Source organism: Aliifodinibius sp. S!AR15-10, assembly GCF_031569985.1.
In the GTDB taxonomy this organism is placed as follows: Bacteria; Bacteroidota; Rhodothermia; order Balneolales; family Balneolaceae; genus JAMQKA01.
This window is the reverse complement of record NZ_JAMQKA010000002.1, coordinates 160620-187233: the sequence shown is the minus strand read 5'-3', so window position 1 is coordinate 187233 and position 26614 is coordinate 160620. Positions and strand designations below refer to the sequence as shown.

Genomic DNA, 26614 nt, shown 5'->3' with positions numbered 1-26614 from the left:
TTATATTCTTTTAAATTTCCCATAACATCTGGTAATAAAATAAATGATCATGAATCAAGATGTTCTTTTCTACGACGATACGCCTTTAAATACCGCTCATCTTCATCATAGGTAGAAGGATATACTTTGGGCACAGGTTGTGGTTGCATATTCTCATCTACATTTACAAAGGTAAACACGCAGGTATTCGACAAGGCATGCGTCTCCTCATCCATACTGGTACGCTCTATATCAATTTCTACTGTCAACGAGGTATTGCCCGTATAGACGATGCGGCTGGTAAAGTCCAGCTTGTCGCCAATACGAATGGGTTGCAGGAAATTAATTCGGTTCACACGTACAAAAACCGGACGATCAGGTGCCAGATTCTCAGCATGCATTAGTGCCAGTTCAAACGCACGGCGTATAACATATCCACCAAATATTTTTTGGGGTACATTCTCCTGTTCGGGATACATACGTTCCCAGTTGCTGCGCACCAGCTCCCCCGCCAGGAGTCCATCAAAATCTTCTTTCTGCTGAGCATTATGTAGGTCCCGCAGGTGGTTGAATTCTTCTTTACTCGGCGGTTCTTGAAGGGCATTCATCTGGGCACGGTAGGCCTCGCGCCGCTGAATAGCTCTTTCATAGCGTTTCTTCTCCAGCTTACTTTCATAATTAAGCGAAGGTATTGGCAAGCTTTTCGCCGCCTCACCATGACCTTTCCGGGCAACCATGGTAAAATAGCAAGCTGCCAGCGAGTGTTTGGCCTCTTTATCTTGGTCCACACGAATACCTACCTCCATGGAGGTGCGTCCCACATAATTGATGCGGGCACGCAGATAGGCATCTTCATTTATATCACCCGGGACGTGCAGGGCAATATCATCAACCGCTGCGGTAACGACCCGACCTTTGGGATCGAACTGGCGTACATATTTTAAGGCTACATCTTCGGCCATTTTGTCCAACTCTTCGAGCAGGCGTCCCCATCTGATATTTCCCGGAATCTCTTTATCCAGGATCATAAATCTGCGCCGAAGCTTTGGATCTTTGCTAAATGGAAGTGTTCGTTCCATGGCAGTGTCAATCGGTCTCATCGCTTTATCTTTTATCTTATTCGTCATAATAATATTGGATAGAATTATTCCCCATATTTATAGAATTACTGAACAAGTTCAGGCTTATAACTACCGGGGATATTCCGAAAGCTAATGGTTAATCGATTCCAGCCGTTAATAGCGATAATCACCATTGTCAGTGCGATAAGATCGGATTCAGCAAAATATTTTCGAACCGACTCATACAGTTCATCAGATACATCTGTTTCTGAAATTCGAGTCAAGGCTTCAGTCCATCGTAGGGCAGCACGTTCACGGTCACTAAAGAATGAGGTTTCCCGCCAAACATTCAGGGTATAAAGTCGCTGTTCAGTTTCTCCAGCTTGTCGTGCCTCTTTGGTATGCTTGTCAATACAATAGGCACATCCATTAATTTGTGAGGCTCGTAACTTTACTAGTTCGACGAGTGGAGTTTCTAGCTCTGAGTTGGCGATATATTTTTCTATTTCGTACATACCCTTCAGTGCTTTTTGTGCAGTTTTCTGATAGTTAATTCGCTGTTCCATTATATTTCCTTATAAACCGTCTATTTTTTCAATTTCTTCGATAGCTAGTGCTGCATGCGCATATGAACCACCTGCTCTCATTTCTGCGGCCACCCATAATGCTTCCATGAGCTCTTCATTCGTGGCTCCTTTTTGTTTTGCCTGCTTTGTATGTCCTTTAATGCAGTAGGGACATTGGGTGACATGGGCCACTGCTACAGCGATAAGCTGTTTGGTTTTCTCATCTAATGCTCCTTCTTGAAATACTACTTTACTAAAGTTTCTGAACGCTTTGACCTGGTCAGGGGCGAGGTCTGCACGCTTTTTAGACATTTCCGGTGTTGCGGGTGGAAATACTTGGTGATTATTACTCATTGTTTTTAATGTTTTGAATTATTCAGATTAGGATTTGTGAATGACACATACTCGCGTTCTTGCGAGATTCATTTTATACCTTGGATAGTTTTTCACGCATCTTTATTGCTGCTCGTACCATGTTCTTAAGAGATGGAAGGGTTTCTTCCCAACCACGCGTTTTAAGGCCACAGTCTGGATTTACCCACATTTGTTCGGGTGGAAGAACATTTACAGCTTTTTCTAACAGGGCTACCATCTCTTCGGTAGAAGGTACACGGGGTGAATGGATATCATAGACACCAGGACCGATTGCATTGGGGTAATCAAAGTCTACAAATGCATCCAGCAGCTCCATCTGGGAACGTGATGTTTCCATGGAAATGACATCCGCATCCAGGCGGGCGATATGTTCAATAATGTCATTGAACTCTGAATAACACATGTGGGTATGGATCTGCGTGCGATCATCCACTACGGTTGATGCCAGACGGAAGGCATCAACAGCCCAGGTCAGGTAATGATCCCAGTCAATGCGACGTAATGGTAGCCCTTCCCGAAACGCAGGCTCATCAATTTGAATAGCTGAAATACCTGCTTCTTCAAGGTCGGACACTTCGTCACGGATAGCCAGCGCAATCTGTTTAGCCGTATCAGATCGGGGCTGATCATCCCGCGGAAAAGACCACTGTAGAATAGTTACCGGACCGGTCAGCATTCCTTTTACCGGTTTATCTGTTTTTGACTGCGCATATGTTGACCACTTTACCGTAATCGCCTCAGGTCGATTAACATCACCATAAATAATAGGAGGCTTTACACCCCGGGTTCCATAACTCTGAACCCAGCCATTTTGGGTAAAGGCAAAGCCGGAAAAGTGTTCGCCGAAATATTCGACCATGTCATTACGTTCAAATTCCCCATGGACTAACAAGTCAAGCCCTAGTTTGTCCTGTTTGTGAATGAGATCCTTCGTAGCCCCTTTAATTTTTTTTTCATATTCTTTTTGAGATAAGTGCCCTTTACGATAATCAGCTCGCCACTGGCGAACCTCTTTTGTTTGCGGGAAAGATCCTATGGTGGTAGTCGGGAACTGTTCGGGGAGATTCAGATGTTTTTGTTGTTTCCTTCTGCGCTGTTTGTAAGGACTGTTGCGATGCAGAATATCCTCATCAAGATTCTCCATCCGCTGTTGTACATCGGGATTATGAACCAATGTTGAATTCTGCTTATTTGCTAAATCAGTTTGATGTTCTCGTACTTTACTTCGCTCCTGATCCGTCAAGTCTTTTGCGACTATTTTTTTCAGGAGAGCTAACTCCTCCAGTTTCTGATCAGCAAATGCCATCCAGCGCTTCACTTCAACTGGTAGCGTTTTCTCGTCAGTCTCTTTCTCTAAATCTATCGGACAATGAAGAAGTGAACTGGAAGGTCCAATCAACAGGCGGTCACTTCCAATCACTTTTTTTGTCCGCATAATAACGCCCACAGCTTGTTCAAGGTCAGTTTTCCATATATTCCGACCATCAATCAGCCCAAGGGATAGGTTTGTCGAATCACCAATATTCTTCAGTACGCTATCCAGCTGGTTGGGAGCTTCTACCAAATCGATATGAAGTCCTTCTACTGGCAGCCCACATGTTAGATCAAGGTTATCGCCTAATCCTTCGAAATAAGTTGTTAGCAGCAGTTTGAGGGGTGTTCTATTTTCAGCGAGTTTTCTGTAAGCTACCTCAAAAGCATTCTTAATTTTATTATCCAGATCTAAAGACAGGAATGGTTCTTCTATTTGAACCCATTCTGCTCCGATCTGTTGAAGTCTGGATAATATGTTTTGATAAACAGGCAGTAATTTTTCCAACAGATCCAAACGGTGAAAATTGTCAGCGTTGTTCTTCTCTTTGCCCAACAGTAGAAAACTAACAGGACCAATAAGTACTGGTTTTGTTATGATTCCTTTTGATTTTGCCTCCTCATATTCATCAAAAATTTTGGTCGAGATTGGTTTGAATTCTTGATCAGCCGTAAATTCAGGCACAATGTAGTGGTAATTTGTATTGAACCACTTGGTCATTTCCATCGCAGATAGATCATGAGCATCGTCTTGAATCCCGCGAGCCATAGCAAAATAGGTATCGATAGGATAGCCTTGGCCTTTATCATCCTCACCACCCAATAGATCCTGGAAACGATCTGGAATAGCACCAACCAGCATTGCTGTATCAAGCACCTGGTCATAGAGTGAAAAATCGTTTGACGGCACTAAATCAATTCCGGCCTCCTTTTGCCGGGCCCAGTGTTCAACCCGAAGCTGTTTAGTAGACTGGACTAATTTTTTCTTCTCTATTTCACCCTTCCAATATGATTCAACTATTTTTTTTAATTGTCTTTCAACGCCTATGCGTGGATATCCTAGGTTATGAGTTAGCATATATTACTCTAAATATTATCTGATTGAGTTGTTCAAATGTATCCAGATCTACCAGATAGAAGTGATCTGACAGATCTGAGAGTTAAATTAGAGACCTAAATAGGAAAGAGTGGGGTTAGTCTTTATATGTTAGCACGCGGCCCCACAGGCTCTTGGCACCCCAAATGCCGCGGCGCAGCGTTTCGAGCTGAACAATCTGACTGTGATCGACAAAGATGTTTACCTCTGGCCCATAGTTTTTGATGTACCATGCAAATACTTCTGGATCAGCTGCCTCAAACATTAATTTCTCAAGGCCAATCTCATTAATAAACTGTGCGGGAACGTCTGTTCGCCATGGATCCGCATTCTCTGTGATTCCCTCTGACTCGATCATGATCATGTACGCTCCGGCATCCACAAAGCGCTTAGCCTGCTTGATGGCGTAACCGGTATCCAGTGTGCCTTCGGATTCCAATTCTCCTTTGGCTGTATCTCCACCGGCACCAAACTGAATGCCAATCTCAGGTTTGGCTTTAAGTCCTGCTTGTTGGACTTTTTCAATCAGACGAAGCCAGTCGTCTGTGGGAAGGGTTATGAATCCTGCCGAAAGTTCGATGATATCAAAACCGTAATCCTTACAGGTATTGATGTACTTGTCCACGGCCTCTTTGCCCTGCGTAAGCACGTATTCCATAAAACCACCGGTAGAAACCAATACATCATGTTTATGGGCAATACTAATAAGCTCGGTAACGGATTCTTTCGGCATGATGGAAAATGATCCACCGGAGAATTTCAGCGAATCCACATGTTCACTCATCGTCTCCATAATATCTTGAAGATATCGTTTGCCCATGACGGCATAGTATGGACCGCGTATTTCAGTAACACCGGTTGTCCGGGGTTTGGAAGCTCGTTCATTTTTGTTGAGAAAGTCGAATGTCTTTTCTTCGCTCAAAATGCTACCTCTTTAATTCTTCTTTTTGATTTGTGGAAACGTGGGATACGAGCTCAACTTTTTGCAGTAAATTTGTTAGTTCCCTAATTGAATGATTTTCGAGATCCTGGACGGTGTTAACAATCCGTTCTCTCAGCTTTTGAGAGGTATAAGGTTCGGCAAGACCAATAAATTTTTGGGTGACCGTATCCCAATTCATTGGACGCGTGTGAAAGCCTTCATAATCTTGCTTTTCTATCTCATGTTTCTGACCATTCATCAAGTGCACGGTGATTTTTACAGGCATTTCATCGGGAAAACGATCACTATATTCCTGCCTGGGAGTGACCTCTACTTTTTGCAGCAGCGACTGGATGTCAGCGGCTTCAATGCGGTTTGGTCGATATTGTTCAGGCAAAACCTGCCCATCCAACAAGGCGGCAGAAACCATGTACTGCAGGCTATGGTCGGCTTCTTCTTTAGTCCGGACAACAGTCTTGTCACCTTCTTCTCCGCCGCCGATGATGTGATAGGCCACATCAAAGATCTCGATATCAATTTTCATGACTTCCTCAGCCGTAAAGCAGTGCTGCTTTTTCAATTCTATCATTCCCTCAATAGATGATTGGGAATGAATCTCGGCGTTGTATTTTTTAATAATCGTATTGGTAACACGCTCCAGGTCCTCATTTTGCCAATCAATGGAGAATTTGCCGGCAATGGAATCCATAAAGCCCTTGTTGCCTTCAAATACGGCTGGTGGTCCGGTAATCCCGTGCTTTGCCATCAGCGCTGCATGGGTTCCCCCGAAGGCGGTATGCGGGTACGCCAGTCCTTTCCAATTGGAGAGTGCTCCCGTGCGGGTTACCCGCAGGGCATTTAGTGCCGTTCCGGCTATCGCTATGGCATTGGCCGTTTGCTCTTCATCCAGTCCTAATGCCCGGGATACTCCCGCGGCCACGGCATAAGATCCTTGCGTGGTGTGATCAAAGCCTTTGTCCCGGACCGGTGCCTCATCACTTAACCGGCATTGTATTTGGTATGCTATAGCTAACGATGTTAAGAACTCTTTTCCGATTATATCTGTGTTTTCTCCAGCCGCCAGAATTGAACCGATGTTATCACTGGGATGGCATGTTTCCCCTTTGGCCAAATAACTGTCGTTAAAATCCAGGTAGCGCACGAGAGCGCTGTTGTATAGCGCCGCACGTTCAGGGGTTGTTTTTCCTCCTCCGATAAGCGTAGATAATTGTGTACCGCCCAGGTAGTCATCGATCATACTCCGTATAGCTTGAACGGGAGGGCCTTCTATTGCTCCGATTGCAGTGCCAAGGGAATCGAGCAATCTTATTTTTAGCTGTTTAACAGCCTGTTCGGATAAATCTTCGTAGTCTGCGTTTTTAACAAATGTTGCTAAATCATGTACCACCATGACTTCACCTTTGCCAGTTATCTGATTAGAATTACGTTAATTTTCTTGGTCCGATTTGATAGTATTATTATACTATTCAGCCATTTGCGTGCTTCAGCAATATTTTCAGGGGTAAAAAATTTAATTTCGGAAGAGGTAAACGAGCTAATGAGAGTAGTCAGCCAAACCTTCCATATTCGATCTCCAATTAAAGCGATCCTTTGAAAGCCCACATTGCAGTCGCATTCGTCATCCAGTTTTAGATCACTCCACCACGGACCAGCTCCATACCAGCCCTGGAAGTCAGTTGCAGTTAGCAGAAGACGGGGCTTAACCGAGTTCCGGGCATACTTCTTAAGCGTTGGAGCAAGTTGATCTATATCTCCACGGCTGAATATTTCGGAGAGGTTTACTTCCAGTACTTCAGAGGACTTTTCATCAATCGCAATCATCGTATTGGATATTTATTATTGGTTTAAAAGGATCGCTAGAATTGCTAAACCAATCCCTGTTGAAGCATGGCATCAGCTACTTTAATGAAGCCCGCTATATTGGCCCCTTTGATATAATTGATAGACCTGTCTGCTTCACCATGGGTTATGCATTTCGAATGGATATTGCTCATAATCTCCTGGAGCTTGATATCTACCTCTGCCCGTGACCATTGCGTATGCATACTATTTTGAGCCATTTCTAACTGCGAGACGGCTACGCCGCCAGCATTAGCTGCTTTTCCCGGTCCGAACAGCAGATCATTTTTCAGGAATACCTGCACGGCTCCCGGCTGGCAAGGTTTGTTGGCGCCCTCTGCTACACACCGGCAACCGTTTTCGACCAGCGCAATGGCATCTTGCTCATCAATTTCGTTTTCCGTAGCACAGGGCAGGGCAATGTCACAGGGAATATTCCATGCGGTTTGATTCTCCAGGTAGGTGACATCGTATTTTTTGGCATATTCGCTTATGCGACCGCGTTTCTCATTTTTAAGATGCTTGACAAACGTCAGCTTCTCTTCATCCAGCCCTTTTGGGTCATAAATGGTTCCATCAGAGTCCGAAAGCGAGACCACTTTTCCGCCCAGGTGAAGCGATTTCTCTGCTGCAAATTGGGCAACATTACCAGAACCGGAAATGGCAACTGTTTGCCCCTCTAAACTTTTATTATGGGCTTGAAGCATCTCATTAACAAAATAGACCAGCCCATACCCTGTAGCCTCTGGGCGCAGCAGGCTGCCGCCGGACTCTGCACCCTTGCCTGTCATAACGCCGTTAAACTCATTGCTCAACCTCTTGTACTGCCCAAACAGATATCCTATTTCGCGCCTACTGACACCGATATCTCCGGCGGGTATATCGGTGGCCGGACCAATATACCGATACAATTCCGTCATAAAGGACTGGCAAAAACGCATGATCTCTGCTTCTGATTTTCCCTTTGGGTCAAAATCGGCACCACCCTTGGCGCCCCCGATTGGGAGCGTAGTTAAACTGTTTTTGAAGGTCTGTTCAAAGGCAAGGAACTTGAGAATGTCTAGATTTACTGACGGATGGAAGCGCAACCCACCCTTGTACGGCCCAATGGCAGAATTAAATTCAACCCGGTAGCCACGATTGATATGAACATGTCCCTGGTCATCGGTCCACGGCACGCGAAACATGATTACCCGTTCGGGCTCGGTAAGTCGTTCTAATATATTTGAATGCAAATATTTAGGATGCCTTTCCAACAGCTCCCATACGGAATCGATGACTTCCTTAACCGCTTCATAAAATTCAATTTCACCAGGATTTTTTTCTTTTACTCTTGTCAAGAAGGTGCCTATAGAATTGTAATTTACCGTCCCATTTGTTTTAAGCGCTGATTTATCTAAAATATTGGTCTTGAATTTGTCTTCCATCAGGAGAAAGTGATCTTGGGATTATGTATTAGTAATTAGCTAGCTTGCCTTCAAAGAAATATCATAGGTACAAGAATTATCACCTTCTGCGATGTAAGAAGTGCGTTCGACATCGCCTTCAAACAATTTTTTGTAAAACATTGCCTCTAGTTTGCATGGCAGTTGGGTTTCTTTGACGACCTCACTAAAAGGACAATTGCATTCCTTAACAGTAAGCGCTTCATTTTCCTCATCAATATCGAATTCGGGCATAAAACCTTCCTCTTCCAAGATTTGCTCTAAAGCCTCAGCCCTTGATTGGATGTCAGAGGCTTCATCCATAGATTTCCTAGCTTTCTCGATTCGTTCTTGCCAAAATTCCTGGAAGAAATTTTCTATGGTTTCATCATCCCCTTTCGATTTGAGATATTTAATCATTTTCCTCATCATAACTGACTCATAAGACGGGTACAGGCTATTTCCTTTTTGTGTAATCTGGTATTGAAGACTTGGCCTACCTGGGCCGGAGCGAACATAATCCCGCTGGATATACCCATCTCGTTCAAGCTGCAAGAAGTGCTCTCGAACTGTTGTTTTTGCCAGCTCAACCTGATCAACCACATCATCAATAGAGATAGCTCCTTCTCGTTTAATTAGATCTAACAATTCTTTTTTTGAGCCGGTAAACATGATAATCTTATTTGAGTTATAAGTATGATTAAGAGAGGCTAAATGGAATTTAGCCTCTCTTTAATAAGCGGGATGATAATCTCCTGCTCAATGGCAAATTCCTTTCTAAGGGTAGAAAATAGTTTTCTTAAGTTGTAATTGAGGATACGCAGTGTTGAACAGGCCCCCACTGGATTTTCTAGATGATTTCCTTTCCGTTCAATGGTATTCATTAAGTTCAACAGAACCTTCTGGTCTTCCTTAACTATCTCTATGCCACGCTCTAATTTTTGTATAGTACCATCCAAGATATCCCGTTTCCCACCACTCAGACTATTAAAAATTGGAAATAATTTTTTGTGCTCGAAGTAGGTATAGAACTGAAGTTTATCATCAAAATTCTCAAGCGGCCATTGCATATATTTCAGCCAGATGTACTGATTGCCGTGCAACTGGCTAATTCGGGGGAAATCACTGGACACCTCACCAAGCAGAGAGAGTAGTTGGGGATGATATTCATCCACGAGGTAATTACACCAATGGTTAATGTCTTCACCAAAATCTGGTTTATCATCAGATATCTGTTTTTTATTCTGATCCTTTCTTGAAAGTCGGTTTTTCTTAACCCAGTTTAACACCTCTACTTCGCTCCATTTCAGCTGCTGACACACCGAACGTAACGTTTCTTCTTTGTGGCTTGCCGGCTCCATACCAATGGATGCCAGCAACTGACCTGCCTCCTGATCTGCTGAAATAATTTCCGCAATAGTGGCATCAGGTGTCAGGCTTGCTAGGGTAGAATGTGTATTCATAATGATCGGATTCATTTCCGTTGCTTTCTTTAAGACAATTGGAAAGTAGGGATAATAGAGTATTAAATCAATAAAATTGGTTTAAACCGTTTTTATAGTTGAAATTGAGTTGGTAGGCCACTACCTTTCCACTGAAGCAATTGAGAATCGTTTAATACTTACTGAAATGGCGTACGTTGTTACCGACCCATGTGTCCAGTGCAAGCACACCAATTGTGCTGCCGTCTGTCCCGTGGACGCCTTCCGCGAGGGGCCTAATTTCCTGGTGATCGATCCCTTTGATTGCATCGATTGTGATGCCTGCGTGCCGGAATGTCCTGTGGATGCCATCTATCCCGATGACGAAGTGCCGATGAAGTGGGAGGAATACATCGAACTCAATGACCGTCTTTCTGAAGAGTGGGCAGCCCATATTATCAATGAAGTAAAAGACCCCTTGCCCGATGCCGAAGAATGGGGCCAACGTAAGCATAAGCGTGAGTACTTGGTCGAAAGCTGGAATGGTGAGGCAAAGCCCGTAGACTAAAAATATACTCGAAGCTTCCTAGCATACCATATCGTATTCTAATCGATTAAATTCTAAACCCTAAAACAATGATAATAACCAAAGAAGAACTAGATATACGTACAATTCCACTTCGGGAAAAATATTCTACAATTTCTAAAAGATTCAAAGACCTAAAAGTGGGAGAGTCTTTTGTAATTATCAGTGATTATGACTCTAAACAGTTTCGCAACCAAATGGATACTGAATATGGGGAGGCTAAATTTAGCTGGGAATACTTGGAGGACGGTCTCGACAAATGGAAAATACGCATCCATAAAAAGGCTGGTTGCCACCAATGACCCCCGCGGCGGGTACTTTTCCAGATAGAGGTCAGCTTTTGCAAAGGTGCTCGCTCAGGGGGTTCCTCCCTTCTAGTCAATACTGTTAGAAAGATTATGGATTTATCAGCTTTAGATCGAACGACAATTGTTCTTCACGGATTCCTATTGGCCCGAGTGATTGGAGATCTGATTTGGTGGCCGGTAGTCCGAAAAATCGGGAGCAAGGGTAACGTGCTGGGGATTCTGCTTTTCCTGGGGGCGTCCTCTTCCAATTGATCCTTACTATGCTTAAGCAAAAGCAATCCGTTATGCAATCATTATAGAATCTAACTCTTTGATGATAATAGTTTACCATTATGAATAAACCGTCTGCAGTACTTTCAGTTGAACGACCCTTAACGGTTGAAAAAGCCAAGGCCGGTGAGCGAATTGACACCTCGCTGCAATCGATCCGGCTCATTTTTTCCTATGTTGCTTTTTCCGCCTTCTGGTTGGTATTCGGAACACTCGTTGGAGAATATGTAGGATTTAAATTCGTCTGGCCGGAAATAGATACTATTTCCTGGCTTTCCTTCGGAAGACTTCGTCCCGTACATACCAACGTTTTGTTCTGGGGATTCCTTTCTCAAGCCATGATTGCACTAGCCCTGTATGTAGTACCCAGAACCAGCCAGCGTGAGCTCTACAGCTACCGGCTGGGGTGGACGAGCCTTGGCCTTATGAATATAGCCGTGTTTTTTGGCGTAATCAGCCTGATGGCCGGTATTAACAACGGCGCGCAGGAGTACCGCGAGATCATCTGGCCCATTTTTGCGTTCTTTGCATTCGGGCTTATCCTGGTGGCTTATAATTTGTATAAGACAATTGCTGATCGGAATGTGAAGGAAATTTACATTTCCAACTGGTATATCCTGGCCGCCTGCCTCTGGACCATCATCCTGGTGAGCATTGCCTACCTACCGGGTTATCAAGAGGATGGGATAAGCCAAACGGTGATCCAGGGCTATTACATGCACCAGGGCGTGGGACAGTGGTTTACCCCGATGGTGCTGGGCTTGACCTACTACTTCCTTCCCAAACTGCTGAACCGGCCGATCTATTCCTACTCGCTGGGTGTGCTGGCATTCTGGACGCAGATGGTATTCTACACGATGATCGGGTCACACCACTTTGTCTTTAGCCCCATCCCCTGGTGGATCCAGACCGTGGCCATAGTATTCAGCGTAGGCATGATCGTTCCCGTTACCGCAGGTACAGGGAATTTCCTGTTGACGATGCGCGGCAAGTGGCGGTCCATCGCACGAAGCTACTCACTTCCCTTTATCCTGGTTGGGGTCATATTCTATGCAATTGTCTCCTACCAGGGAACCCTGGAAGCATTTCGATCCCTGAATAAGGTCTGGCACTTTACCAACTTTACTGTTGCTCACTCACATATGAGTATGTACGGGTTTGTCGCTTTCCTGATTTGGGGAGGAATCTATGGTCTTATCCCCAGGATGACCGGCAACGAACCTCCACAATTTGCGGTTGGGGCTCACTTTTGGCTGGCCCTTATCGGCGTGCTGGTGTACAGCATCCCCCTGATGATCGGAGGTACGCTGCAGGGACTCAGCTGGATCGCCAGTGAATCATTTATGGAGTCGGTCACGCTGATGACCCCGTACTGGGTGTGGAGAGCCGTAGGCGGCACCATGATGTTTATCTCTCACCTGATATTCGCCTACAACGTCTGGAAAATGCGACCTACCGCCCAGGGCGAAATCGCAGAAACTACCGAATCGAAAACTGCCTAACTGATTATGAAGCTCAATTTCCATAAAAATCACAAGCTATTGTTTGGTGTTGTATTCTGGGGATTCATTTTCCTCAGCCTGCTAATTGCCGTATTTCCCGCCCTGTGGGTGCAGCAGCAAAACGAGCCTCTGCCGGCCAGCGAACCGATGACCGAGCTCCAGCAGAAGGGCCTCAACGTATTTATCAGCGAGGGGTGTGTGTATTGCCATACGCAGCAGGTGCGCCCTATTGAAATGGATGAAAACTGGGGACGCCCTTCGGCTCCCGGCGACTATGCCCGTATCGGTCGGCAGGACCTGTGGCGACAGACGCCCGCCGTACTGGGGAGCGAGCGAACCGGTCCCGACCTGAGCAGTGTGGGGCAGCGCCAGCCGAGCGCTGTATGGCACTATATGCACCTGTACAATCCTCGGTCGGTCGTCGAGGAATCGATCATGCCATCCTATCCCTGGCTGTTCAGTATTGAAGAGAATCCTTCCGAAGATGCGACGGTGATCTCCATGCCGGGCAGATATGGCCCGGAAGAAGGTCAGGTTGTCGCCACCGAACGTGCGGAGGCGCTTGTTGCCTATCTGCAATCCCTGGATCAGGTACCAATGGATGCCGAGCCAAGCGCAGCGCAACAAGCAAAGGCAGACTCAGTTGCAGCCCAGGCAGCAAGAAAGAAGATCGACGGAGCAACGATATACGCCAATAACTGTGCATCCTGCCACCAACAGAATGGGCAAGGCGTGCAGGGGGCCTTTCCCCCGCTGGCCGGCGATCCGGTTGTTACGGACGAGGATCCCACCGATCATATTCGCATCGTGCTATACGGCATGCAGGGGGTACCTATCGAAGGGACAGAGTACCAGGGCATCATGCAGCCATTCGGTGAAATGCTGTCCGACGAAGAAGTAGCGGCCGTAATCAACCATGAGCGGACCAGCTGGGGGAACAACGCCCCGACCATTACGGCCGAGGATGTGGCAGAAGTGCGCAATGATGAAGACTTAAACCAAATACAAGCTGACGAATAACCGATGATACCGCTGATAATAACACTCTTGCAGAAAGCCACAGAATTTTCCACTTCCAGTGAAGGCCGGGAATATGCCCCGCCGGACGGACCGCTCTATTACCTTGTACTAATTATCTCTTCACTAATAGTGATCGGAGTCGTGTACTACACTATCAAATGGTTTATCTGGCCGGGGGAACAATCGGAAGATCATATAAAGCGCAAGATTTTAGAAGATCAATCCAACTGAAGATACTATGGCTGAAGACAATAGTAACTTGATTCATGTATATCTGGATGACCAGGAAGAACCCATTGTCTCCTACCGCCCCCCGGTGCGGTTTGAGCTAGACACCACGCAGCTGGAAGATGGGCCACACACCCTAAAAGTGGTGGCCACCGACGCCACCGGCCACAAGGGGGTTCGAACCATACCGTTCGAAGTGCGGAACGGCCCCGGTATAGATGTTGAGGGACTGCAGGACAATGACACGCTGGATGGAAAGGTCCCGATCCTGTTAAACGCGTATGGAGGAGCCAAAGAGCCCTACTGGGAGCCCTCGCGCGCCGAGACACCGGCCCCGGTCCCGACCTGGGCGTGGGTACTGCTGCTTGTGGTAGTGGCATGGAGCACCTTTTATATCGCCCAGCAGTGGAATGCCCCCGATGAATTTGCCAATTCTCCCACGTACAGTCTTTTTTACGGGGATCAGGCGACTCCCCAACCATCCGGTGAAGTGGCCCCTCGGTCAAAAGCCAATATTGGAGCCACGCTGTATCGTACCAGTTGCTCCAGTTGTCATCAAAACAATGGAGAGGGAGTAGCCGGAGCCTTCCCTCCGCTGGCGGGCGATCCGGTCGTGACCGACGAAGATCCGACGCGCCATATCGAAATCATCCTATTTGGCATGCAGGGAGAGCCCATTGATGGAGTGGAGTATTCGGCCGCAATGCCGCCCTTTTCCGAGCAGCTTTCGGACCAGGAAGTGGCTGCTATCGTAAATCATGAACGGACAAGCTGGGGCAACGATGCTCCAACGGTAACAGCTGAACAAGTTCAGAAGGTAAGAGCAGAAGGAACTTCAAACTAGTTATTACAGACTTATAACCTCAATTATTAACTCTAAATAAATAGTACTATGCCTACAAGTAAAGCAAATGCACAATGGAACGGAGATCTGAAAAATGGAAACGGCGTCATGCAATTTGACAGCGGTTCCTATCAGGGAGAATACACCTTTACCTCTCGATTTGAGAATGGTAAAGGGACCAATCCCGAGGAGTTGATCGGAGCCGCCCATGCCGGGTGCTATTCGATGGCCCTCTCCAACGAATTGGCAGAGGCCGGTCACGATCCACAGTCAGTTGACACGCGAGCAGAAGTCACCTTTGAAGTTACCGGCGATGGACCAGCTATTACCGGGATAAAATTAATTACTGAGGCGAATGTCCCTGGTATCGACAATAGCACATTTCAGCAATTTGCTGAAGGTGCCAAAGAAGGATGCCCGGTATCGAAAGCGCTAGCCGGAACGAATATTACACTAGAAGCGACATTAAAATAGGTGCTTAACTTCTTATAGATAAGCTCCTGATACTAAGTGAAATTCTAATTTCAAATCTATCTCATCACATTATGCGTTATCTGACTTATCTATTCCCACTTGTTTTATTGTTTGTTACTGCTTGTGGGGGCTCTGAGAACCAGAACCAAACCCAAGAGAGTCAAACAGCTACAAATCAATCATCCGATGTTCGTACGATTAATATTGTCGGTGTTAATCAAATGAAGTATGTCGTCAAAGATGAAAACCAGCAAGGGATCACCACCGGTACGGAGGTGGGCAGTGACGGCATGCTTGAGCTGGAAACGATATCGGCAGAACCCGGCGAAACGATTCGTATTCAACTGACAACCCAAAGTCAGATGCCGGCTACCTCTATGGCACACAATTTTATATTGCTGACACTCTCGGCAGATGTTGATGCTTTTAATAGTGCGGCAATTAAAGCTAAAGACAACAGCTATATTCCTTCCGATTTGACCGATCAGATTATAGCTCAAACTGATCTGGCTGCCGGTGGCGAAACCGTTAAAGTTACCTTTACGGTTCCAGAGGAAACGGGTGATTATCCGTTTATATGTTCATTCCCCGGCCATTATGCAGCCGGCATGGAAGGTACTCTAAATGTTGAGTGACTATCGAAATAACCACGACCGGGTGATCGGTTATTTATCACCCGGTTGTGGTCTTTATAAATGAAAAGGACAAACCATGAACCAACTAAAAAATCAGACCATTGGACAATTGGTTGCGGAAGACTATCGCACCGCACAAGTGTTTCGCTCTTTTAATCTCGACTTTTGTTGCGGCGGCAATAAAACCGTTAAAGAGGCTTGTAAAGACCGCGGTGTAGATTACCAGGAAGTACAGCAAGCCCTGCGTCAGCTAGATGAAAAACAGAACGGGGCACAAGACAATTACAACCAGTGGTCGCTTGACTTTCTAATCGATTACATTGTCAATAATCATCACAAGTTTTCCCGAAATAAGCTACCCGAGATTGGAGCATACACGAAGAAAGTAGCCAGTGTACACGGTGAGAACCATCCCGAACTGAAGCAGATCTACCACGAGTTTACCATGCTGCACGGCGAAATGATCAACCACCTGGACAAGGAAGAAGAGATCCTGTTCCCATATGTAAAGCAGCTTGTTGAGGCAAGACAACAAGGGCGAAAGCCGGACCGACCTGACTTTGGCCAGGCCGCAGATCCTATTGCCATGATGGAGCAGGAGCACGACGATGCCGGCGCTGCCATGAGGACGATCCGCGAGCTGAGCGATGATTTTACTCCGCCGGAAGATGCCTGTACCACCTACCAGCTGCTGTTTGAAAACCTGGAGGCCTTCGAAAGGGACCTGCATAAACACGTCCACCTGGAGAATAACATCCTGTTTCCAAAGGCGCTTCAATTGGAGAAATCGCTTTATCAGAATAGAAACTAACGTTGACTCTATATTATGGATGACATCCAAAATGAACGGGACGTAGAACGGCTCGTCCACAGTTTTTATGAAAAAGTGCGAAATGATGAACGGCTGGGATATATCTTCAACGATTTTGCCGAAGTTGACTGGGACAGCCATCTGCCCAAGATGGTTGCTTTTTGGTCAAACCTGCTGTTTCAGACAGGCCGGTACACCGGACGCCCATTTCGTCAGCACCTCCCTTTGCCCATCGAGGAGGGAGATTTTGACCGGTGGTACCGATTGTTTGAAGAAACCGTAGATAACCATTACCGGGGAGAAAAGGCCCGACATGCCAAAAAACTGGCCCACAATATTGCCTCATCTTTTGAGCTGCGTATGAAAAGAGACGGGCTTATAAATCAAAAGAAGGAATAAAGGAATGGATAGTAGTGATCAGAGGGATTTTGCAGATCGAATGGAGGTCGCGAAAAAGGTCCGCAACGCATGTATTAAAGCCGCGCAAGAAGGGTTCCGGGATGCCTCGATGAGCGGGCTATGTATGGAAGGGGCCATCGAATCAGCGGTTGGATCCATACAGTCGCTCAACCTTGAGAATATTTTGAAAAAGCAGGACTAAAAAGGAGTGGAGCAACCAATCATAGGATATCATACCGACGAGGAGGACCACTGGGTTGCCCGATTAGGGTGTGGCCATAACCAGCATGTACGGCACGATCCTCCATGGCAGCTACGTCCCTGGGTCACGACCAAGTCGGGAAGAGAATCTCATATTGGAGTAAAATTGGATTGTAAGAAATGTGACCGCGGTGAACCAAAAGACCATACAGGATAATGCCACACGTAGCACGAACGTTTATCAAAACCGGATTTGTCTTCTTCATGGTGGCCCTGATCCTTGGTGTTGCACTTGAAATAAAATCGTTACCCCTTCCACGCCTGATGCCGCTATTCTGGCACGCCCTGATGGTAGGATGGATTACTCAGATCATATTCGGTGTTTCGCTCTGGATGTTTCCCGGGCGTACCCGGGAGGAGGGATTCAAGGCCCAAATCTGGGCATGGCTCACCTACATTTTTTTGAATACTGGTTTGGTGCTACGCTTTATTGCTGAACCGATGCTCCTCTATTCCACACTCACTATTTGGGATATTCTGGTAGTAGGTTCTGCCATCTTGCAAGTAAGCGGCGGGGGGACCTATGTGATTGAAATGTGGCCGCGCGTTCAGTCAAAGAAGCAGCGCATGCGTAAACGCAAACAAAAACGAAACCGATAGTGTTATGCCTGCTCCAAGCCGATGGCTCATTCGTTCTTCTTTTGGGTGCCTCTTGGTTGGGATGATTATTGGAGCCCTTCTGTTGATACACAAATCATACCCTCTGCATCCGGCTATGTGGTCCCTGCTTCCCGTTCATATTGAGCTGCTTATCTTTGGATGGATTATTCAGTTCACAATGGGTACCGCCTACTGGATATTGCCCAGGTACCTGGAAGATTCTTCGCGTGGTAATACAAAAGTGGCAAAGCTAATCGTCGCTATATTTAATATTGGGATATTTTTAATGATTGTAGATGCCATCCTACTGACTAAATTGCCATTGGCACTGGCGGGTAGAGGATTTGAAGCTGTAGCTGTACTTCTGTTTATAATGCTACACTGGCAGCGTGTTTTAAGCTATAATTAGTATTCGTATAGTCTCAATAGGGTGGTTGAACTACCACTTTCGCATCTCTTCAAAATAATTTCATTTTTTTTGTAACCCCACCATTAAAATTCAGATCTATTAAATAGCTCACAAATGAAAAAGTTGGGTGAACTCAACAACTGACTTCTTCCCCGCCTTTTCTGCATTCAAAATTTACAAGATTATGAAAAAGATAAGTACCTCTATTTTACTATTAGCTGTAGCCATATTTTTGACACAGTGTGATGTTTTTGACCCATCTGAGAAAGAGACTGAAACACTTGACCCTCAACTTATTGAAGAAGGCCGGGAAATATTCAGGTACGATACTTTTGGAGACGAGGCCTTTTGGAGTGGAATATTGCATATAGATAAAGCGATCCTTGGCAAAGATAATGGGGGATACGGGCCGGGGGTAAGTCCAAATACCGCTTTAAGCGTAGGCCTGAAAGTAGATTCAGAGGCTCTGCCCCCTGAATTGGTAGCAGCCATTAATGCTGGAAAAGTTGACTTGGATGATCCCGCAACTACGGTGGCGCTTTTGAAATTAGATGCTGTTGTAGGAGTTAAAGGAACATTCAGTGAGCAGGGTGAAATGACTAAACTGGGTATAACCTGTGCGGTCTGTCATTCCAGTGTTGACAATTCTTTTGCCGCTGGCATTGGTAAACGTCTGGATGGTTGGCCCAACCGGGATTTAAACGTTGGTGCCATTATAAGTTTAACCGACAATGCCCAACCAGTTGCAGACCTTCTGCATGTGGATGAATCTACATTACGAACCGTTCTGAGCTCGTGGGGCCCGGGTAAATTTAATGCAGGTCTTATGGTAGATGGTATCGCCCTTCGACCCGACGGAAGTGTTGCGGCCAACCTGTTACCGGCAGCTTATGGCTTGACAAAGGAAAGCCGTGCAACGTACACAGGCTGGGGAGATGTTAGCTATTGGAATGCATTTGTAGCCAACATTGAGATGCACGGCATTGGGAATTTCAATGATCCCAGGTTGAATAATTCGGAACAATTTCCGATAGCTACTGAAAATCAATTCTATGATATCCAAAATGATGAAGATCTGATCACTTCAAAATTGCCAGCTCTTCTCGAATACCAAGTTTCACTGGATACCCCGGTTCCTCCTGAAGGAAGTTTTGATGTACAGGCTGCCAAAAGAGGGAAAGGCCTATTTATCGGAAAAGCCGACTGTGCTTCATGTCATACAGGACCCACGTTTTCTGATTCTGAAAGAAGATTGCATAGCCCTGAAGAAATTGGCATAGATTCATTTGAAGCTGACAGATCACCCACTGGCATGTATAGAACTACGCCTTTAAGGGGAGTCTGGGCCCGATCAAACGGTGGTTATTATCACGATGGACGTTTTACAGATTTGCTTGAGGTAGTTGATCACTACAACAATCATTTCGATTTGAATCTATCAGCCAAGGAGAAGTCTGACTTGGTTGAATACTTAAAATCACTCTAGGAATAAACATGAACGGGGGTACTCTGGGTTACTAAGGTTCACTACCCTGGCTTTAGCTAACCTTGGGTATCTCTATATCATCTCTGGGTCATTCCATTTTTCATCTCTCCTTCCCTGAATAATAATATACCGTGATGACGAAGAGACTTTTATCGCTTTTTATTTCTACCCGTTTAATGGCATTGCTCTTCATTCTCTTTGCAGTAGCAATGGGATACGGGACCTTCATAGAACACTGGTATAATACGGAAACTGCCAGAAAATTGGTCTATAACTCTTGGTGGTTCGAGGGTATTATGGTCCTGCTAATAATAAACTTTATAGCAAATATCGGGCGTTACAATTTACTAAAAAAAGAAAAATGGCTGGTCCTTCTCCTGCATTTAGCTCTTATGCTAATCATTGTTGGAGCCTCTTGGACAAGATATCTTGGATTTGAGGGAACAATGTCTATAAGAGAGGGAGAGACAACAAACCGTGTGTTGTCAAAAAAGAATTACCTGATAGCCGTTGTTGAAGGAAAAACCAACGATCAACTCCAACGGACAACCATTCGACGACCTATTCTATTATCTCCAGTTACAGATAATCATTTCAAAATACAGGAGCAGCTCGGGGATAAATCATTTCGGATCTCATTAAATAGATATGTAATGAATGCCAAGCGTATCATACAGAAAAATCCGGATGGTGATTTATACCTAAAAATGGTTATCGCTCATAATGGTTCATCTGGCGAGTATTTTCTGCAAGAAGGAGAGCCACAGCTTATTAATAATGTGTTGTTCTCATTTAGCAAATATGTCAATGGGGCAATCAACATAATTAAAGATGGAGATTCATATTCAATAAACTCACCAATTGAGGGGACCTTTACTCGCATGTCTGATGAACTGCAGAAGCATCTGCATAGCAATGAACCAGCTAGACTTATGTACAAATGGGTGTATGACTTAGGCGAAATGCAACTGGTTGTGCCGCAATTGCCCAAGCAGGGATTTCTGGATTATGAGTCGAATAATGATTACACGGATAATGAAACGGAAGATATACTCATATTAAATATCGAATCAGGTGATAGTAAAAGGGAAGTAGTTGTAAAAGGCAATAAGGGAAAGAGGGGCTCTCCTATAATTTTTGAGCACAATGGGCTTACATTTACGATCTCCTTGGGTAGTAAGGTGCATGAACTTCCCTTTAAACTAACACTTCGTGACTTCACCGCGAAGAAGTACCCGGGAACCGAAAAAAGCTATTCGTCCTTTGAGAGTGAAGTTACTGTTATAGCTGGTGCAAAAAGTTTCGATACCAAAATATTCATGAACAATGTGCTGGATTACGATGGATACCGCTTCTTCCAGGCATCCTTTCATCCGGACGAACGTGGTACCATTCTTTCAGTTAATCATGACTTTTGGGGTACATGGATTACCTATACTGGTTATTTCCTCCTTTACATCGGGCTAATATCAATCTTATTTGACAATAATTCCAGGTTTGGCAGGATTCGTAAGAAATTAAAGGTCCTGTCTTCAAGAAAAGTCGGCTTACCTTTATTCTTTATTGTTCTGTCGAGTTCAGCTCTGGGAGCTCAAACGCCTGGTGATTTCAATATTGAAGATGATGGACTTAGATCATCCCTTTCAGAACATATTGTTAGTAATGATCATGCGGAGAAATTTGGAAGATTGGTCATACAGGATGGCGGAGGCAGAATGAAGCCTGTTAACACCTTTTCATCCGAACTGCTGCGCAAGGTCTATAACGCCAGCTCTTTTAAAAATTATGCTGCTGACCAAGTATTTCTGTCGATTATTCAATTCCCAGAGTTTTGGTACGAAGTTCCCTTTATCAAAATTAAAAATAAAAACCAGCAGCTGCTGCGGATGCTGGGACTATCCCCTCAAACCGAATATATAGCCTTGGAAAATCTATTTGATGAGGATGGGCGCTACAAATTATCAATGCTTTTGGGTGAGGCTTATCAGGCGTTCATACCAAATCAATTTCAAAAGGATGTCATTGACTTAGACAGAAAAGCAAACCTACTACATTTCGTCTTGAGTGGTAAAATTTTGAGAATTTTCCCCATTCCAGAAGATTCCAACAATAGGTGGGTTTCATTCTCCGAACTAGAGCAGTCTGCGTTGAATAAGTCCGATTCTCTATTCATAAAAAACATTTTACCATTGTACCTCTCTTCACTTTCTGAAGCCGTCTCAACAGGTGACTACAATGAAACCAACAATTTTCTTCAAAAGATCGTGAATTATCAAAAAAAGTATGGATATGAGGTACGCCCAAGTGAAAGCAAAATATCGGCTGAGATAATATATAATGAGTATAACATTTTTGAGAAGCTGTTCCTTTGGTACCTGTTATCCGGGGCAGTAATGATAATCATGGGAGTACTGCGTGTTTTTTGGCGTAGCAAATGGGTTACAGTTAGCACTACAATACTGCACTGGAATATAGGGCTCCTGTTTTTATTGCATAGTATAGGTTTGGTTATGCGCTGGTATATAGCAGGACATGCCCCATGGAGCGATGCGTATGAGTCCATTGTATATGTAAGCTGGGCTACGATGCTGTTTGGATTGTATTTGGGGCGGAAGTCACCTCTCACGCTGGGGGCAACAGCATTCGTATCTTCAATAATACTAATGGTTGCCCATTGGAATTGGATGGACCCAGCCATTGCAAATTTACAGCCGGTTTTGAACTCCTATTGGCTGATGGTCCATGTGGCGATTATCGTCGCAAGTTATGGCCCTTTTACATTGGGAATGATCCTGGGATTGATTACGCTGTTTTTTATGGTTTTTGCCAACAATAAAAATAAGGCCAGGATAAAAGTTGGAGTCACCGAGCTTGTTTACATTACTGAACTATCCCTTACTATCGGGCTGGTTATGCTTACAATTGGGAACTTCTTAGGGGGACAGTGGGCTAATGAAAGCTGGGGACGTTATTGGGGTTGGGATCCCAAGGAAACCTGGGCACTGATAAGTATCATAGTCTATGCCTTTGTTATTCACATGCGCATAGTGCCAGCACTAAAAGGTAAATGGCTGTTTAGTTTAATGAGTGTGTTGGCCTACTATTCTATTTTAATGACTTACTTCGGAGTGAATTTCTATTTAACCGGTCTCCATTCGTATGCAAGTGGTGATAAAATCGTCACTCCTAACTTTATTTACTATTCCATCGCAGCAATAGCACTGCTTGCTTCATTTGCCTATCTAAAAGATAGAAAGTACTTGAGAAAAGGGATCTACGGTACCAGGTGAATAATTAAATTTTAAACTTTAAGACAAATATTATGGAGGTTTACCACACAATACTTTTGGTCGATAATGATATCGAACAAGCAACAGAACTTTCTATTTTTCTTGCGAAGTTCCATTACAATGTATTGCATGCCCCAACTGCACGCAGTGCTTTAAAAATAATAGAGAAACACTCTGATGAAATACATTTGGCAGCACTGGATGCGCTACTACCAGATGCAGATGGCAACAGCATCTGTAGGTTTATTAGAAAACATACTCGACTAAAGCATATTCCGATACTATTTGTCTCCTCCTGCACTCAGGAGAACAATGAAATTGAGGGACTAAAGTCTGGAGCAGATGCCTATATCACAAAGCCTGTTGGTTTAAAGCTGATAAAAACACGAATTGATGTACTTCTCAGGAGACAAAATCCTAATAAGACCACGTGGTTGGAGTATGGAGATATCTATGTAGATCTTTACTCCAAAAATTTGTTTATCAATGATGACAGAGTAGCACTCACGCACACCGAATTTTACCTAGCCGAACTGTTTTTCAAGAATCCTGGAAAAGTTTTTTCCAGACAGAAAATTTTAAACTCCGTTTTTCCCGAAGACCGTTTTGTCTTTGATCGTACTGTAGATGCCCATATTAAGAATTTGAGACAAAAACTGGGCGATCTAAGCAATATTATTAGAACATATCGTGGTTTAGGCTATGGATTGGACAAGAGTAAGTTATAAGATAAATTACACATTGTTAGTGCATTGAACTGTATTGGAATAAAATATTTATCCATATACCAAAAAGTTTGTAACCGGGGCCCCTGTTCGGAGATCAAACGAAAAGATAAACAGGAATAATGTCTAAAACCTTTCAATTTCCAGGGTAGTATCATGCTTAAAAAAATAGAAGATGATTCAGGATTTAGTGATCATACATTTGTCTCCGCTGCAAAGTATAGTCATTTAACAGATTCCGAAATTGTTAAAAAAATTATTGGTGGCAGAAGCCAACTTTTTGAAGTATTAATGCGCAGGTATAACCAGCGCCTGTTCCGAGTTCAACGATCGTACATTTCCGATGAAGAAGCCATTAAAGATACCCTTCAAATTACCTACATGAAGGTGTACGAGAATCTCAATTCTTTTCGTGGAGAGGCCCAGTTTTCGACGTGGATTACACGAATAGCTATTAATGAAGCGCTCAAATATCTTAATAAACAGAAACGCTATTCTAACCTGCAATTAGTAAATAGTGATATGGCTATAAATGAGTATATGGTAAACGAAAAAAATACACCAGAAAACGATACCATTCAGAAGGATTTCAAAAATCTTTTGGAGAAAGTGATAAGTAATCTTCCGCCTAAATATCGTTCTGTATACCTCATGCGGGAGATAGAACAAATGGATACCAAAGAGACGGCTGAATGCTTGGAATTGACCCAATCAAATGTAAAGGTACGGCTTCATCGTGCCAAGCAGATGCTCCAGGAAGAAATTGAACGGAAAGTTTCAGATACCGAGATTTTCAATTTCCTTGGAGAACGATGTGACAGGTTGGTATTCAGTGTTATGCAATTAATCAATGAGGCACGTAGTAATAAGTGATTACACAGGCATAACTCTCACTCCTGCTTGTCAATACCAAGTTTTTTTGAATAGTATGAAATTCCGGCAAACACGACACTTAGTAAAATAAGAAGCTTTGGTGTCCCACCTGCCAAAATGATATAAATGAAGATATTTTAAGAAAACTTAAAAGTGTTGATCCTAAATTATTTATTAACAGATCGAAAGAATTAGAATACCCGTCAACGTCTGATAGTGAAAATAATTTGGAAAAGCAGGATACTTTAACCCACAAGAGATTAAAATTTTATAGCAACTCATCACACTGATTTGTGGTGAGGCCTTTTTTATTATAACCTCAACCAAAACATGAATACTATGTCTGGTACATGCCAAACACTCGATATCGAAACCTATTCTCAAACCAAAGAAGCTGTTTCTGAGGATCCTGAAAAAGGGAAAGGTAAATTTGAATCCGTAACCATCTGGAAGGATGGGGCGGTGGCCGTCAACAAGGCCCGCAGCTTTGAAATAACTACGGATGAACCAAAGCCCCTGGGCGGCGGTGACACCGGCATCGACCCGATGGAGCTGTTGTTAGCCTCCCTGGGCTCTTGCCTAACTATAGGCTGGGTTACCAATGCCAACTTTCACGACATCGACTATAAAAACCTCAAGATCAAGGTGTCCGCACCGTATGACCTGAGAGGATACCTCGACATTGACGATGGGGTCCGTCCCGGATTCCCAGAGATCAACTACGAGGTAGAAGTAGAAACCGATGCGGATGAGGAGACCCTGCAGCAAATCAAAGCGGCAGCCGAAAAAAATTCTCCCATGTTCGATAATGTCGCCAATGGGGCTCCCATCTCCGGCACCGTCAATCACTCGAAAGCCGTTTCCAGCTGACTGATGTCCTCTATTATCCTGTCCGGATATATTAGATTTCGGGCAGGATAATTTTTTGTACAAAGGTAAGTAAGATCTGTACTACTGAAGCCATCAGTAGTACTTTCATCGACAGGTGAAGAACTGAACAGATTCAAACACCATATATAAACATTAATAGATCTATGATCATAGGACAACTCGCTTTAATCTACCCTGGGTGCTGGGGATATAGGTGATGTCGCTTACCCAAACCTGACCTAATCGGCGGGGGGGCAAACTCCTGATCCAACCGGTTTGGGGCCACCGGCAGGGTGTGTTTCGAATCGGTGGTAGTTACCCATTTCGGGCGAATCTGGCTCTGGATGCCTTCTTTTCTCATCAGCCTAGCCACTCTTGGGCGGCTGGCGGTTTCCCCGTTCCGCAGCAGTTGCTGGTGAGTACGGGGACTACCATAGGTCTTCCCGGAATCCAGCCAAATCTTCTTTATTTTCTTCTTTAGACGCTTGTTTTCTTTGGCGCGATCAGAGGGCTCGCGGCCCGTCCAGCTGTAATAGCCGCTTCTGCTTACCCCGAATACCTCGGACATTCCCGCAATGGGGAATATGTTCTTGCAGGTAGCCATAAATCCGAAGATTACCCGTTTTTCTTGGTGAAGATGCCCATCGTCTTTTTTAGGATATCCCGCTCCATCCGCACGTCAGCCAGCTCTTTCTTTAATTCGGCCAACTCCTTCTTTTCGGGCGTTCGGCTGGGAATACCTTTGCCCGGAAAGGACTGTTGGGGTTGTTGTTTATATTTCGATCTCCAAGCGTAGATAAGCCCCGGGTCAATTCCTAACTCATCAGCCAACTCGCGTATATTGTCCCGTTGGTAACTTTGCTGGATCACGTCCAGTTTAAACTCTTTACTGTAACTTCGTCTTTTACTCATAATGGTTATTGGTCATAAATTGCAGCTGACAATCTATGGCTTAACGGGGTGTCCACCAAAATGTAGCAGGTTCAAGTTCAGTATAGCTCTTAGGAT

At 44.6% G+C, this 26614-nt stretch carries 32 protein-coding genes; 20 read left to right on the top strand and 12 right to left on the bottom strand.

What is annotated here, in order from left to right; genetic code table 11:
• Positions 1 to 47 precede the first annotated feature (47 nt).
• From NC796_RS02460 to NC796_RS02415, 10 genes are all read right to left on the bottom strand, one after another.
• Positions 48 to 1106: a hotdog domain-containing protein gene (locus NC796_RS02460; RefSeq protein ID WP_310681789.1), complete on the bottom strand. Its 1059-nt coding sequence runs from the start codon at positions 1104 to 1106 to the stop codon at positions 48 to 50.
• A 38-nt stretch (positions 1107 to 1144) separates the two neighbouring features.
• Positions 1145 to 1606, bottom strand: coding sequence for a carboxymuconolactone decarboxylase family protein (locus NC796_RS02455; RefSeq protein ID WP_310681786.1), 462 nt, complete (start codon positions 1604 to 1606; stop codon positions 1145 to 1147).
• A gap of 9 nt (positions 1607 to 1615) precedes the next feature.
• Positions 1616 to 1960 carry a carboxymuconolactone decarboxylase family protein gene (locus NC796_RS02450; RefSeq protein ID WP_310681784.1) on the bottom strand — a complete coding sequence of 115 codons (345 nt, stop codon included), beginning with the start codon at positions 1958 to 1960 and terminating at the stop codon, positions 1616 to 1618.
• 73 nt (positions 1961 to 2033) lie between these two features.
• Positions 2034 to 4370, bottom strand: a complete 2337-nt coding sequence (metE, locus tag NC796_RS02445) for a 5-methyltetrahydropteroyltriglutamate--homocysteine S-methyltransferase (RefSeq protein WP_310681781.1) — start codon at positions 4368 to 4370, stop codon at positions 2034 to 2036.
• Positions 4371 to 4485: 115 nt separating this feature from the next.
• Positions 4486 to 5310, bottom strand: coding sequence for a phosphosulfolactate synthase (locus tag NC796_RS02440; RefSeq protein ID WP_310681779.1), 825 nt, complete (start codon positions 5308 to 5310; stop codon positions 4486 to 4488).
• A 4-nt stretch (positions 5311 to 5314) separates the two neighbouring features.
• A complete protein-coding gene (locus NC796_RS02435; RefSeq protein WP_310681776.1) occupies positions 5315 to 6721 on the bottom strand; it encodes an MmgE/PrpD family protein in 1407 nt (468 codons plus the stop codon).
• A 17-nt stretch (positions 6722 to 6738) separates the two neighbouring features.
• Positions 6739 to 7152, bottom strand: a complete 414-nt coding sequence (locus NC796_RS02430) for an STAS/SEC14 domain-containing protein (protein WP_310681773.1) — start codon at positions 7150 to 7152, stop codon at positions 6739 to 6741.
• Between the two features lie 44 nt (positions 7153 to 7196).
• Positions 7197 to 8597, bottom strand: a complete 1401-nt coding sequence (gdhA, locus tag NC796_RS02425; protein WP_310681771.1) for an NADP-specific glutamate dehydrogenase — start codon at positions 8595 to 8597, stop codon at positions 7197 to 7199.
• A gap of 39 nt (positions 8598 to 8636) precedes the next feature.
• On the bottom strand, positions 8637 to 9266 hold the full coding sequence (locus NC796_RS02420) for a methanogen output domain 1-containing protein (RefSeq protein WP_310681767.1): 630 nt from the start codon (positions 9264 to 9266) through the stop codon (positions 8637 to 8639).
• A gap of 38 nt (positions 9267 to 9304) precedes the next feature.
• Complete coding sequence (locus NC796_RS02415) at positions 9305 to 10057, bottom strand: hypothetical protein (RefSeq protein ID WP_310681764.1); 753 nt, start codon at positions 10055 to 10057, stop codon at positions 9305 to 9307.
• Positions 10058 to 10223: 166 nt separating this feature from the next.
• Here NC796_RS02415 and NC796_RS02410 point away from each other — a divergent pair, with 166 nt between their 5' ends.
• From NC796_RS02410 to NC796_RS02315, 20 genes are all read left to right on the top strand, one after another.
• A complete protein-coding gene (locus NC796_RS02410; protein ID WP_310681762.1) occupies positions 10224 to 10583 on the top strand; it encodes a DUF3470 domain-containing protein in 360 nt (119 codons plus the stop codon).
• Positions 10584 to 10651: 68 nt separating this feature from the next.
• Positions 10652 to 10903: a DUF2249 domain-containing protein gene (locus NC796_RS02405; protein ID WP_310681760.1), complete on the top strand. Its 252-nt coding sequence runs from the start codon at positions 10652 to 10654 to the stop codon at positions 10901 to 10903.
• A gap of 96 nt (positions 10904 to 10999) precedes the next feature.
• Positions 11000 to 11161, top strand: coding sequence for a hypothetical protein (locus tag NC796_RS02400; protein ID WP_310681758.1), 162 nt, complete (start codon positions 11000 to 11002; stop codon positions 11159 to 11161).
• Between the two features lie 80 nt (positions 11162 to 11241).
• The gene (locus tag NC796_RS02395) at positions 11242 to 12681 is read left to right on the top strand and encodes a cbb3-type cytochrome c oxidase subunit I (protein WP_310681755.1); all 1440 of its coding nucleotides are present in this window, start codon (positions 11242 to 11244) and stop codon (positions 12679 to 12681) included.
• A 6-nt stretch (positions 12682 to 12687) separates the two neighbouring features.
• Positions 12688 to 13701, top strand: coding sequence for a cbb3-type cytochrome c oxidase subunit II (locus tag NC796_RS02390; RefSeq protein WP_310681753.1), 1014 nt, complete (start codon positions 12688 to 12690; stop codon positions 13699 to 13701).
• A 3-nt stretch (positions 13702 to 13704) separates the two neighbouring features.
• Positions 13705 to 13932, top strand: coding sequence for a hypothetical protein (locus NC796_RS02385; RefSeq protein ID WP_310681750.1), 228 nt, complete (start codon positions 13705 to 13707; stop codon positions 13930 to 13932).
• A 7-nt stretch (positions 13933 to 13939) separates the two neighbouring features.
• The gene (locus NC796_RS02380; RefSeq protein ID WP_310681748.1) at positions 13940 to 14773 is read left to right on the top strand and encodes a cytochrome c; all 834 of its coding nucleotides are present in this window, start codon (positions 13940 to 13942) and stop codon (positions 14771 to 14773) included.
• 48 nt (positions 14774 to 14821) lie between these two features.
• Complete coding sequence (locus tag NC796_RS02375; protein ID WP_310681745.1) at positions 14822 to 15247, top strand: OsmC family protein; 426 nt, start codon at positions 14822 to 14824, stop codon at positions 15245 to 15247.
• A 71-nt stretch (positions 15248 to 15318) separates the two neighbouring features.
• A complete protein-coding gene (locus tag NC796_RS02370; RefSeq protein ID WP_310681743.1) occupies positions 15319 to 15882 on the top strand; it encodes a plastocyanin/azurin family copper-binding protein in 564 nt (187 codons plus the stop codon).
• Between the two features lie 76 nt (positions 15883 to 15958).
• On the top strand, positions 15959 to 16693 hold the full coding sequence (gene ric / locus NC796_RS02365) for an iron-sulfur cluster repair di-iron protein (protein ID WP_310681741.1): 735 nt from the start codon (positions 15959 to 15961) through the stop codon (positions 16691 to 16693).
• 15 nt (positions 16694 to 16708) lie between these two features.
• Entirely contained in the window at positions 16709 to 17092 is a 384-nt protein-coding gene (locus NC796_RS02360) for a group III truncated hemoglobin (RefSeq protein WP_310681740.1), read from the top strand.
• A gap of 4 nt (positions 17093 to 17096) precedes the next feature.
• Complete coding sequence (locus NC796_RS02355; protein WP_310681739.1) at positions 17097 to 17294, top strand: acetyltransferase; 198 nt, start codon at positions 17097 to 17099, stop codon at positions 17292 to 17294.
• Positions 17295 to 17300: 6 nt separating this feature from the next.
• Positions 17301 to 17510 carry a DUF3565 domain-containing protein gene (locus NC796_RS02350; RefSeq protein ID WP_310681737.1) on the top strand — a complete coding sequence of 70 codons (210 nt, stop codon included), beginning with the start codon at positions 17301 to 17303 and terminating at the stop codon, positions 17508 to 17510.
• Positions 17510 to 17953 (top strand): hypothetical protein, encoded by a 444-nt coding sequence (locus tag NC796_RS02345; RefSeq protein WP_310681736.1) that lies wholly within the window; start codon positions 17510 to 17512, stop codon positions 17951 to 17953. The genes NC796_RS02350 and NC796_RS02345 overlap by 1 nt, the downstream gene beginning before the upstream one ends.
• Positions 17954 to 17957: 4 nt before the next feature.
• Complete coding sequence (locus NC796_RS02340; protein ID WP_310681734.1) at positions 17958 to 18362, top strand: cbb3-type cytochrome c oxidase subunit I; 405 nt, start codon at positions 17958 to 17960, stop codon at positions 18360 to 18362.
• 184 nt (positions 18363 to 18546) lie between these two features.
• A complete protein-coding gene (locus NC796_RS02335) occupies positions 18547 to 19848 on the top strand; it encodes a hypothetical protein (RefSeq protein WP_310681731.1) in 1302 nt (433 codons plus the stop codon).
• A gap of 134 nt (positions 19849 to 19982) precedes the next feature.
• Complete coding sequence (gene ccsA / locus NC796_RS02330) at positions 19983 to 23138, top strand: cytochrome c biogenesis protein CcsA (protein WP_310681729.1); 3156 nt, start codon at positions 19983 to 19985, stop codon at positions 23136 to 23138.
• A gap of 32 nt (positions 23139 to 23170) precedes the next feature.
• A complete protein-coding gene (locus NC796_RS02325; RefSeq protein WP_310681726.1) occupies positions 23171 to 23866 on the top strand; it encodes a response regulator transcription factor in 696 nt (231 codons plus the stop codon).
• A gap of 153 nt (positions 23867 to 24019) precedes the next feature.
• On the top strand, positions 24020 to 24736 hold the full coding sequence (locus NC796_RS02320) for an RNA polymerase sigma factor (RefSeq protein WP_310681724.1): 717 nt from the start codon (positions 24020 to 24022) through the stop codon (positions 24734 to 24736).
• A 339-nt stretch (positions 24737 to 25075) separates the two neighbouring features.
• On the top strand, positions 25076 to 25606 hold the full coding sequence (locus NC796_RS02315; RefSeq protein WP_310681722.1) for an OsmC family protein: 531 nt from the start codon (positions 25076 to 25078) through the stop codon (positions 25604 to 25606).
• Between the two features lie 190 nt (positions 25607 to 25796).
• On the opposite strand, the gene NC796_RS02310 is transcribed toward NC796_RS02315, so the two are convergent.
• Together NC796_RS02310 and NC796_RS02305 are read right to left on the bottom strand one after the other, a co-directional pair.
• Positions 25797 to 26210: an IS3 family transposase gene (locus tag NC796_RS02310; RefSeq protein WP_310681720.1), complete on the bottom strand. Its 414-nt coding sequence runs from the start codon at positions 26208 to 26210 to the stop codon at positions 25797 to 25799.
• An 11-nt stretch (positions 26211 to 26221) separates the two neighbouring features.
• Positions 26222 to 26518: a transposase gene (locus NC796_RS02305; RefSeq protein ID WP_310681718.1), complete on the bottom strand. Its 297-nt coding sequence runs from the start codon at positions 26516 to 26518 to the stop codon at positions 26222 to 26224.
• Between the last annotated feature and the right edge of the window lie 96 nt (positions 26519 to 26614).

Excerpts from the sequence above, each read along its gene's own strand:
- ccsA (WP_310681729.1), top strand. The coding sequence starts at position 19,983 with ATGACGAAGAGACTTTTATCGCTTTTTATTTCTACCCGTTTAATGGCA.
- NC796_RS02410 (WP_310681762.1), top strand. The coding sequence starts at position 10,224 with ATGGCGTACGTTGTTACCGACCCATGTGTCCAGTGCAAGCACACCAAT.
- NC796_RS02450 (WP_310681784.1), bottom strand. The coding sequence starts at position 1,960 with ATGAGTAATAATCACCAAGTATTTCCACCCGCAACACCGGAAATGTCT.
- NC796_RS02340 (WP_310681734.1), top strand. The coding sequence starts at position 17,958 with ATGCCTGCTCCAAGCCGATGGCTCATTCGTTCTTCTTTTGGGTGCCTC.
- NC796_RS02460 (WP_310681789.1), bottom strand. The coding sequence starts at position 1,106 with ATGACGAATAAGATAAAAGATAAAGCGATGAGACCGATTGACACTGCC.
- NC796_RS02320 (WP_310681724.1), top strand. The coding sequence starts at position 24,020 with ATGCTTAAAAAAATAGAAGATGATTCAGGATTTAGTGATCATACATTT.
- NC796_RS02305 (WP_310681718.1), bottom strand. The coding sequence starts at position 26,518 with ATGAGTAAAAGACGAAGTTACAGTAAAGAGTTTAAACTGGACGTGATC.
- NC796_RS02430 (WP_310681773.1), bottom strand. The coding sequence starts at position 7,152 with ATGATTGCGATTGATGAAAAGTCCTCTGAAGTACTGGAAGTAAACCTC.
- NC796_RS02380 (WP_310681748.1), top strand. The coding sequence starts at position 13,940 with ATGGCTGAAGACAATAGTAACTTGATTCATGTATATCTGGATGACCAG.
- NC796_RS02345 (WP_310681736.1), top strand. The coding sequence starts at position 17,510 with ATGCCACACGTAGCACGAACGTTTATCAAAACCGGATTTGTCTTCTTC.
- NC796_RS02310 (WP_310681720.1), bottom strand. The coding sequence starts at position 26,210 with ATGGCTACCTGCAAGAACATATTCCCCATTGCGGGAATGTCCGAGGTA.
- NC796_RS02400 (WP_310681758.1), top strand. The coding sequence starts at position 11,000 with ATGGATTTATCAGCTTTAGATCGAACGACAATTGTTCTTCACGGATTC.
- NC796_RS02435 (WP_310681776.1), bottom strand. The coding sequence starts at position 6,721 with ATGGTGGTACATGATTTAGCAACATTTGTTAAAAACGCAGACTACGAA.
- NC796_RS02390 (WP_310681753.1), top strand. The coding sequence starts at position 12,688 with ATGAAGCTCAATTTCCATAAAAATCACAAGCTATTGTTTGGTGTTGTA.
- NC796_RS02370 (WP_310681743.1), top strand. The coding sequence starts at position 15,319 with ATGCGTTATCTGACTTATCTATTCCCACTTGTTTTATTGTTTGTTACT.
- NC796_RS02405 (WP_310681760.1), top strand. The coding sequence starts at position 10,652 with ATGATAATAACCAAAGAAGAACTAGATATACGTACAATTCCACTTCGG.
- NC796_RS02315 (WP_310681722.1), top strand. The coding sequence starts at position 25,076 with ATGTCTGGTACATGCCAAACACTCGATATCGAAACCTATTCTCAAACC.
- NC796_RS02375 (WP_310681745.1), top strand. The coding sequence starts at position 14,822 with ATGCCTACAAGTAAAGCAAATGCACAATGGAACGGAGATCTGAAAAAT.
- NC796_RS02325 (WP_310681726.1), top strand. The coding sequence starts at position 23,171 with ATGGAGGTTTACCACACAATACTTTTGGTCGATAATGATATCGAACAA.
- ric (WP_310681741.1), top strand. The coding sequence starts at position 15,959 with ATGAACCAACTAAAAAATCAGACCATTGGACAATTGGTTGCGGAAGAC.
- NC796_RS02355 (WP_310681739.1), top strand. The coding sequence starts at position 17,097 with ATGGATAGTAGTGATCAGAGGGATTTTGCAGATCGAATGGAGGTCGCG.
- NC796_RS02420 (WP_310681767.1), bottom strand. The coding sequence starts at position 9,266 with ATGTTTACCGGCTCAAAAAAAGAATTGTTAGATCTAATTAAACGAGAA.
- NC796_RS02335 (WP_310681731.1), top strand. The coding sequence starts at position 18,547 with ATGAAAAAGATAAGTACCTCTATTTTACTATTAGCTGTAGCCATATTT.
- gdhA (WP_310681771.1), bottom strand. The coding sequence starts at position 8,597 with ATGGAAGACAAATTCAAGACCAATATTTTAGATAAATCAGCGCTTAAA.
- NC796_RS02415 (WP_310681764.1), bottom strand. The coding sequence starts at position 10,057 with ATGAATACACATTCTACCCTAGCAAGCCTGACACCTGATGCCACTATT.
- NC796_RS02455 (WP_310681786.1), bottom strand. The coding sequence starts at position 1,606 with ATGGAACAGCGAATTAACTATCAGAAAACTGCACAAAAAGCACTGAAG.
- NC796_RS02395 (WP_310681755.1), top strand. The coding sequence starts at position 11,242 with ATGAATAAACCGTCTGCAGTACTTTCAGTTGAACGACCCTTAACGGTT.
- NC796_RS02360 (WP_310681740.1), top strand. The coding sequence starts at position 16,709 with ATGGATGACATCCAAAATGAACGGGACGTAGAACGGCTCGTCCACAGT.
- metE (WP_310681781.1), bottom strand. The coding sequence starts at position 4,370 with ATGCTAACTCATAACCTAGGATATCCACGCATAGGCGTTGAAAGACAA.
- NC796_RS02385 (WP_310681750.1), top strand. The coding sequence starts at position 13,705 with ATGATACCGCTGATAATAACACTCTTGCAGAAAGCCACAGAATTTTCC.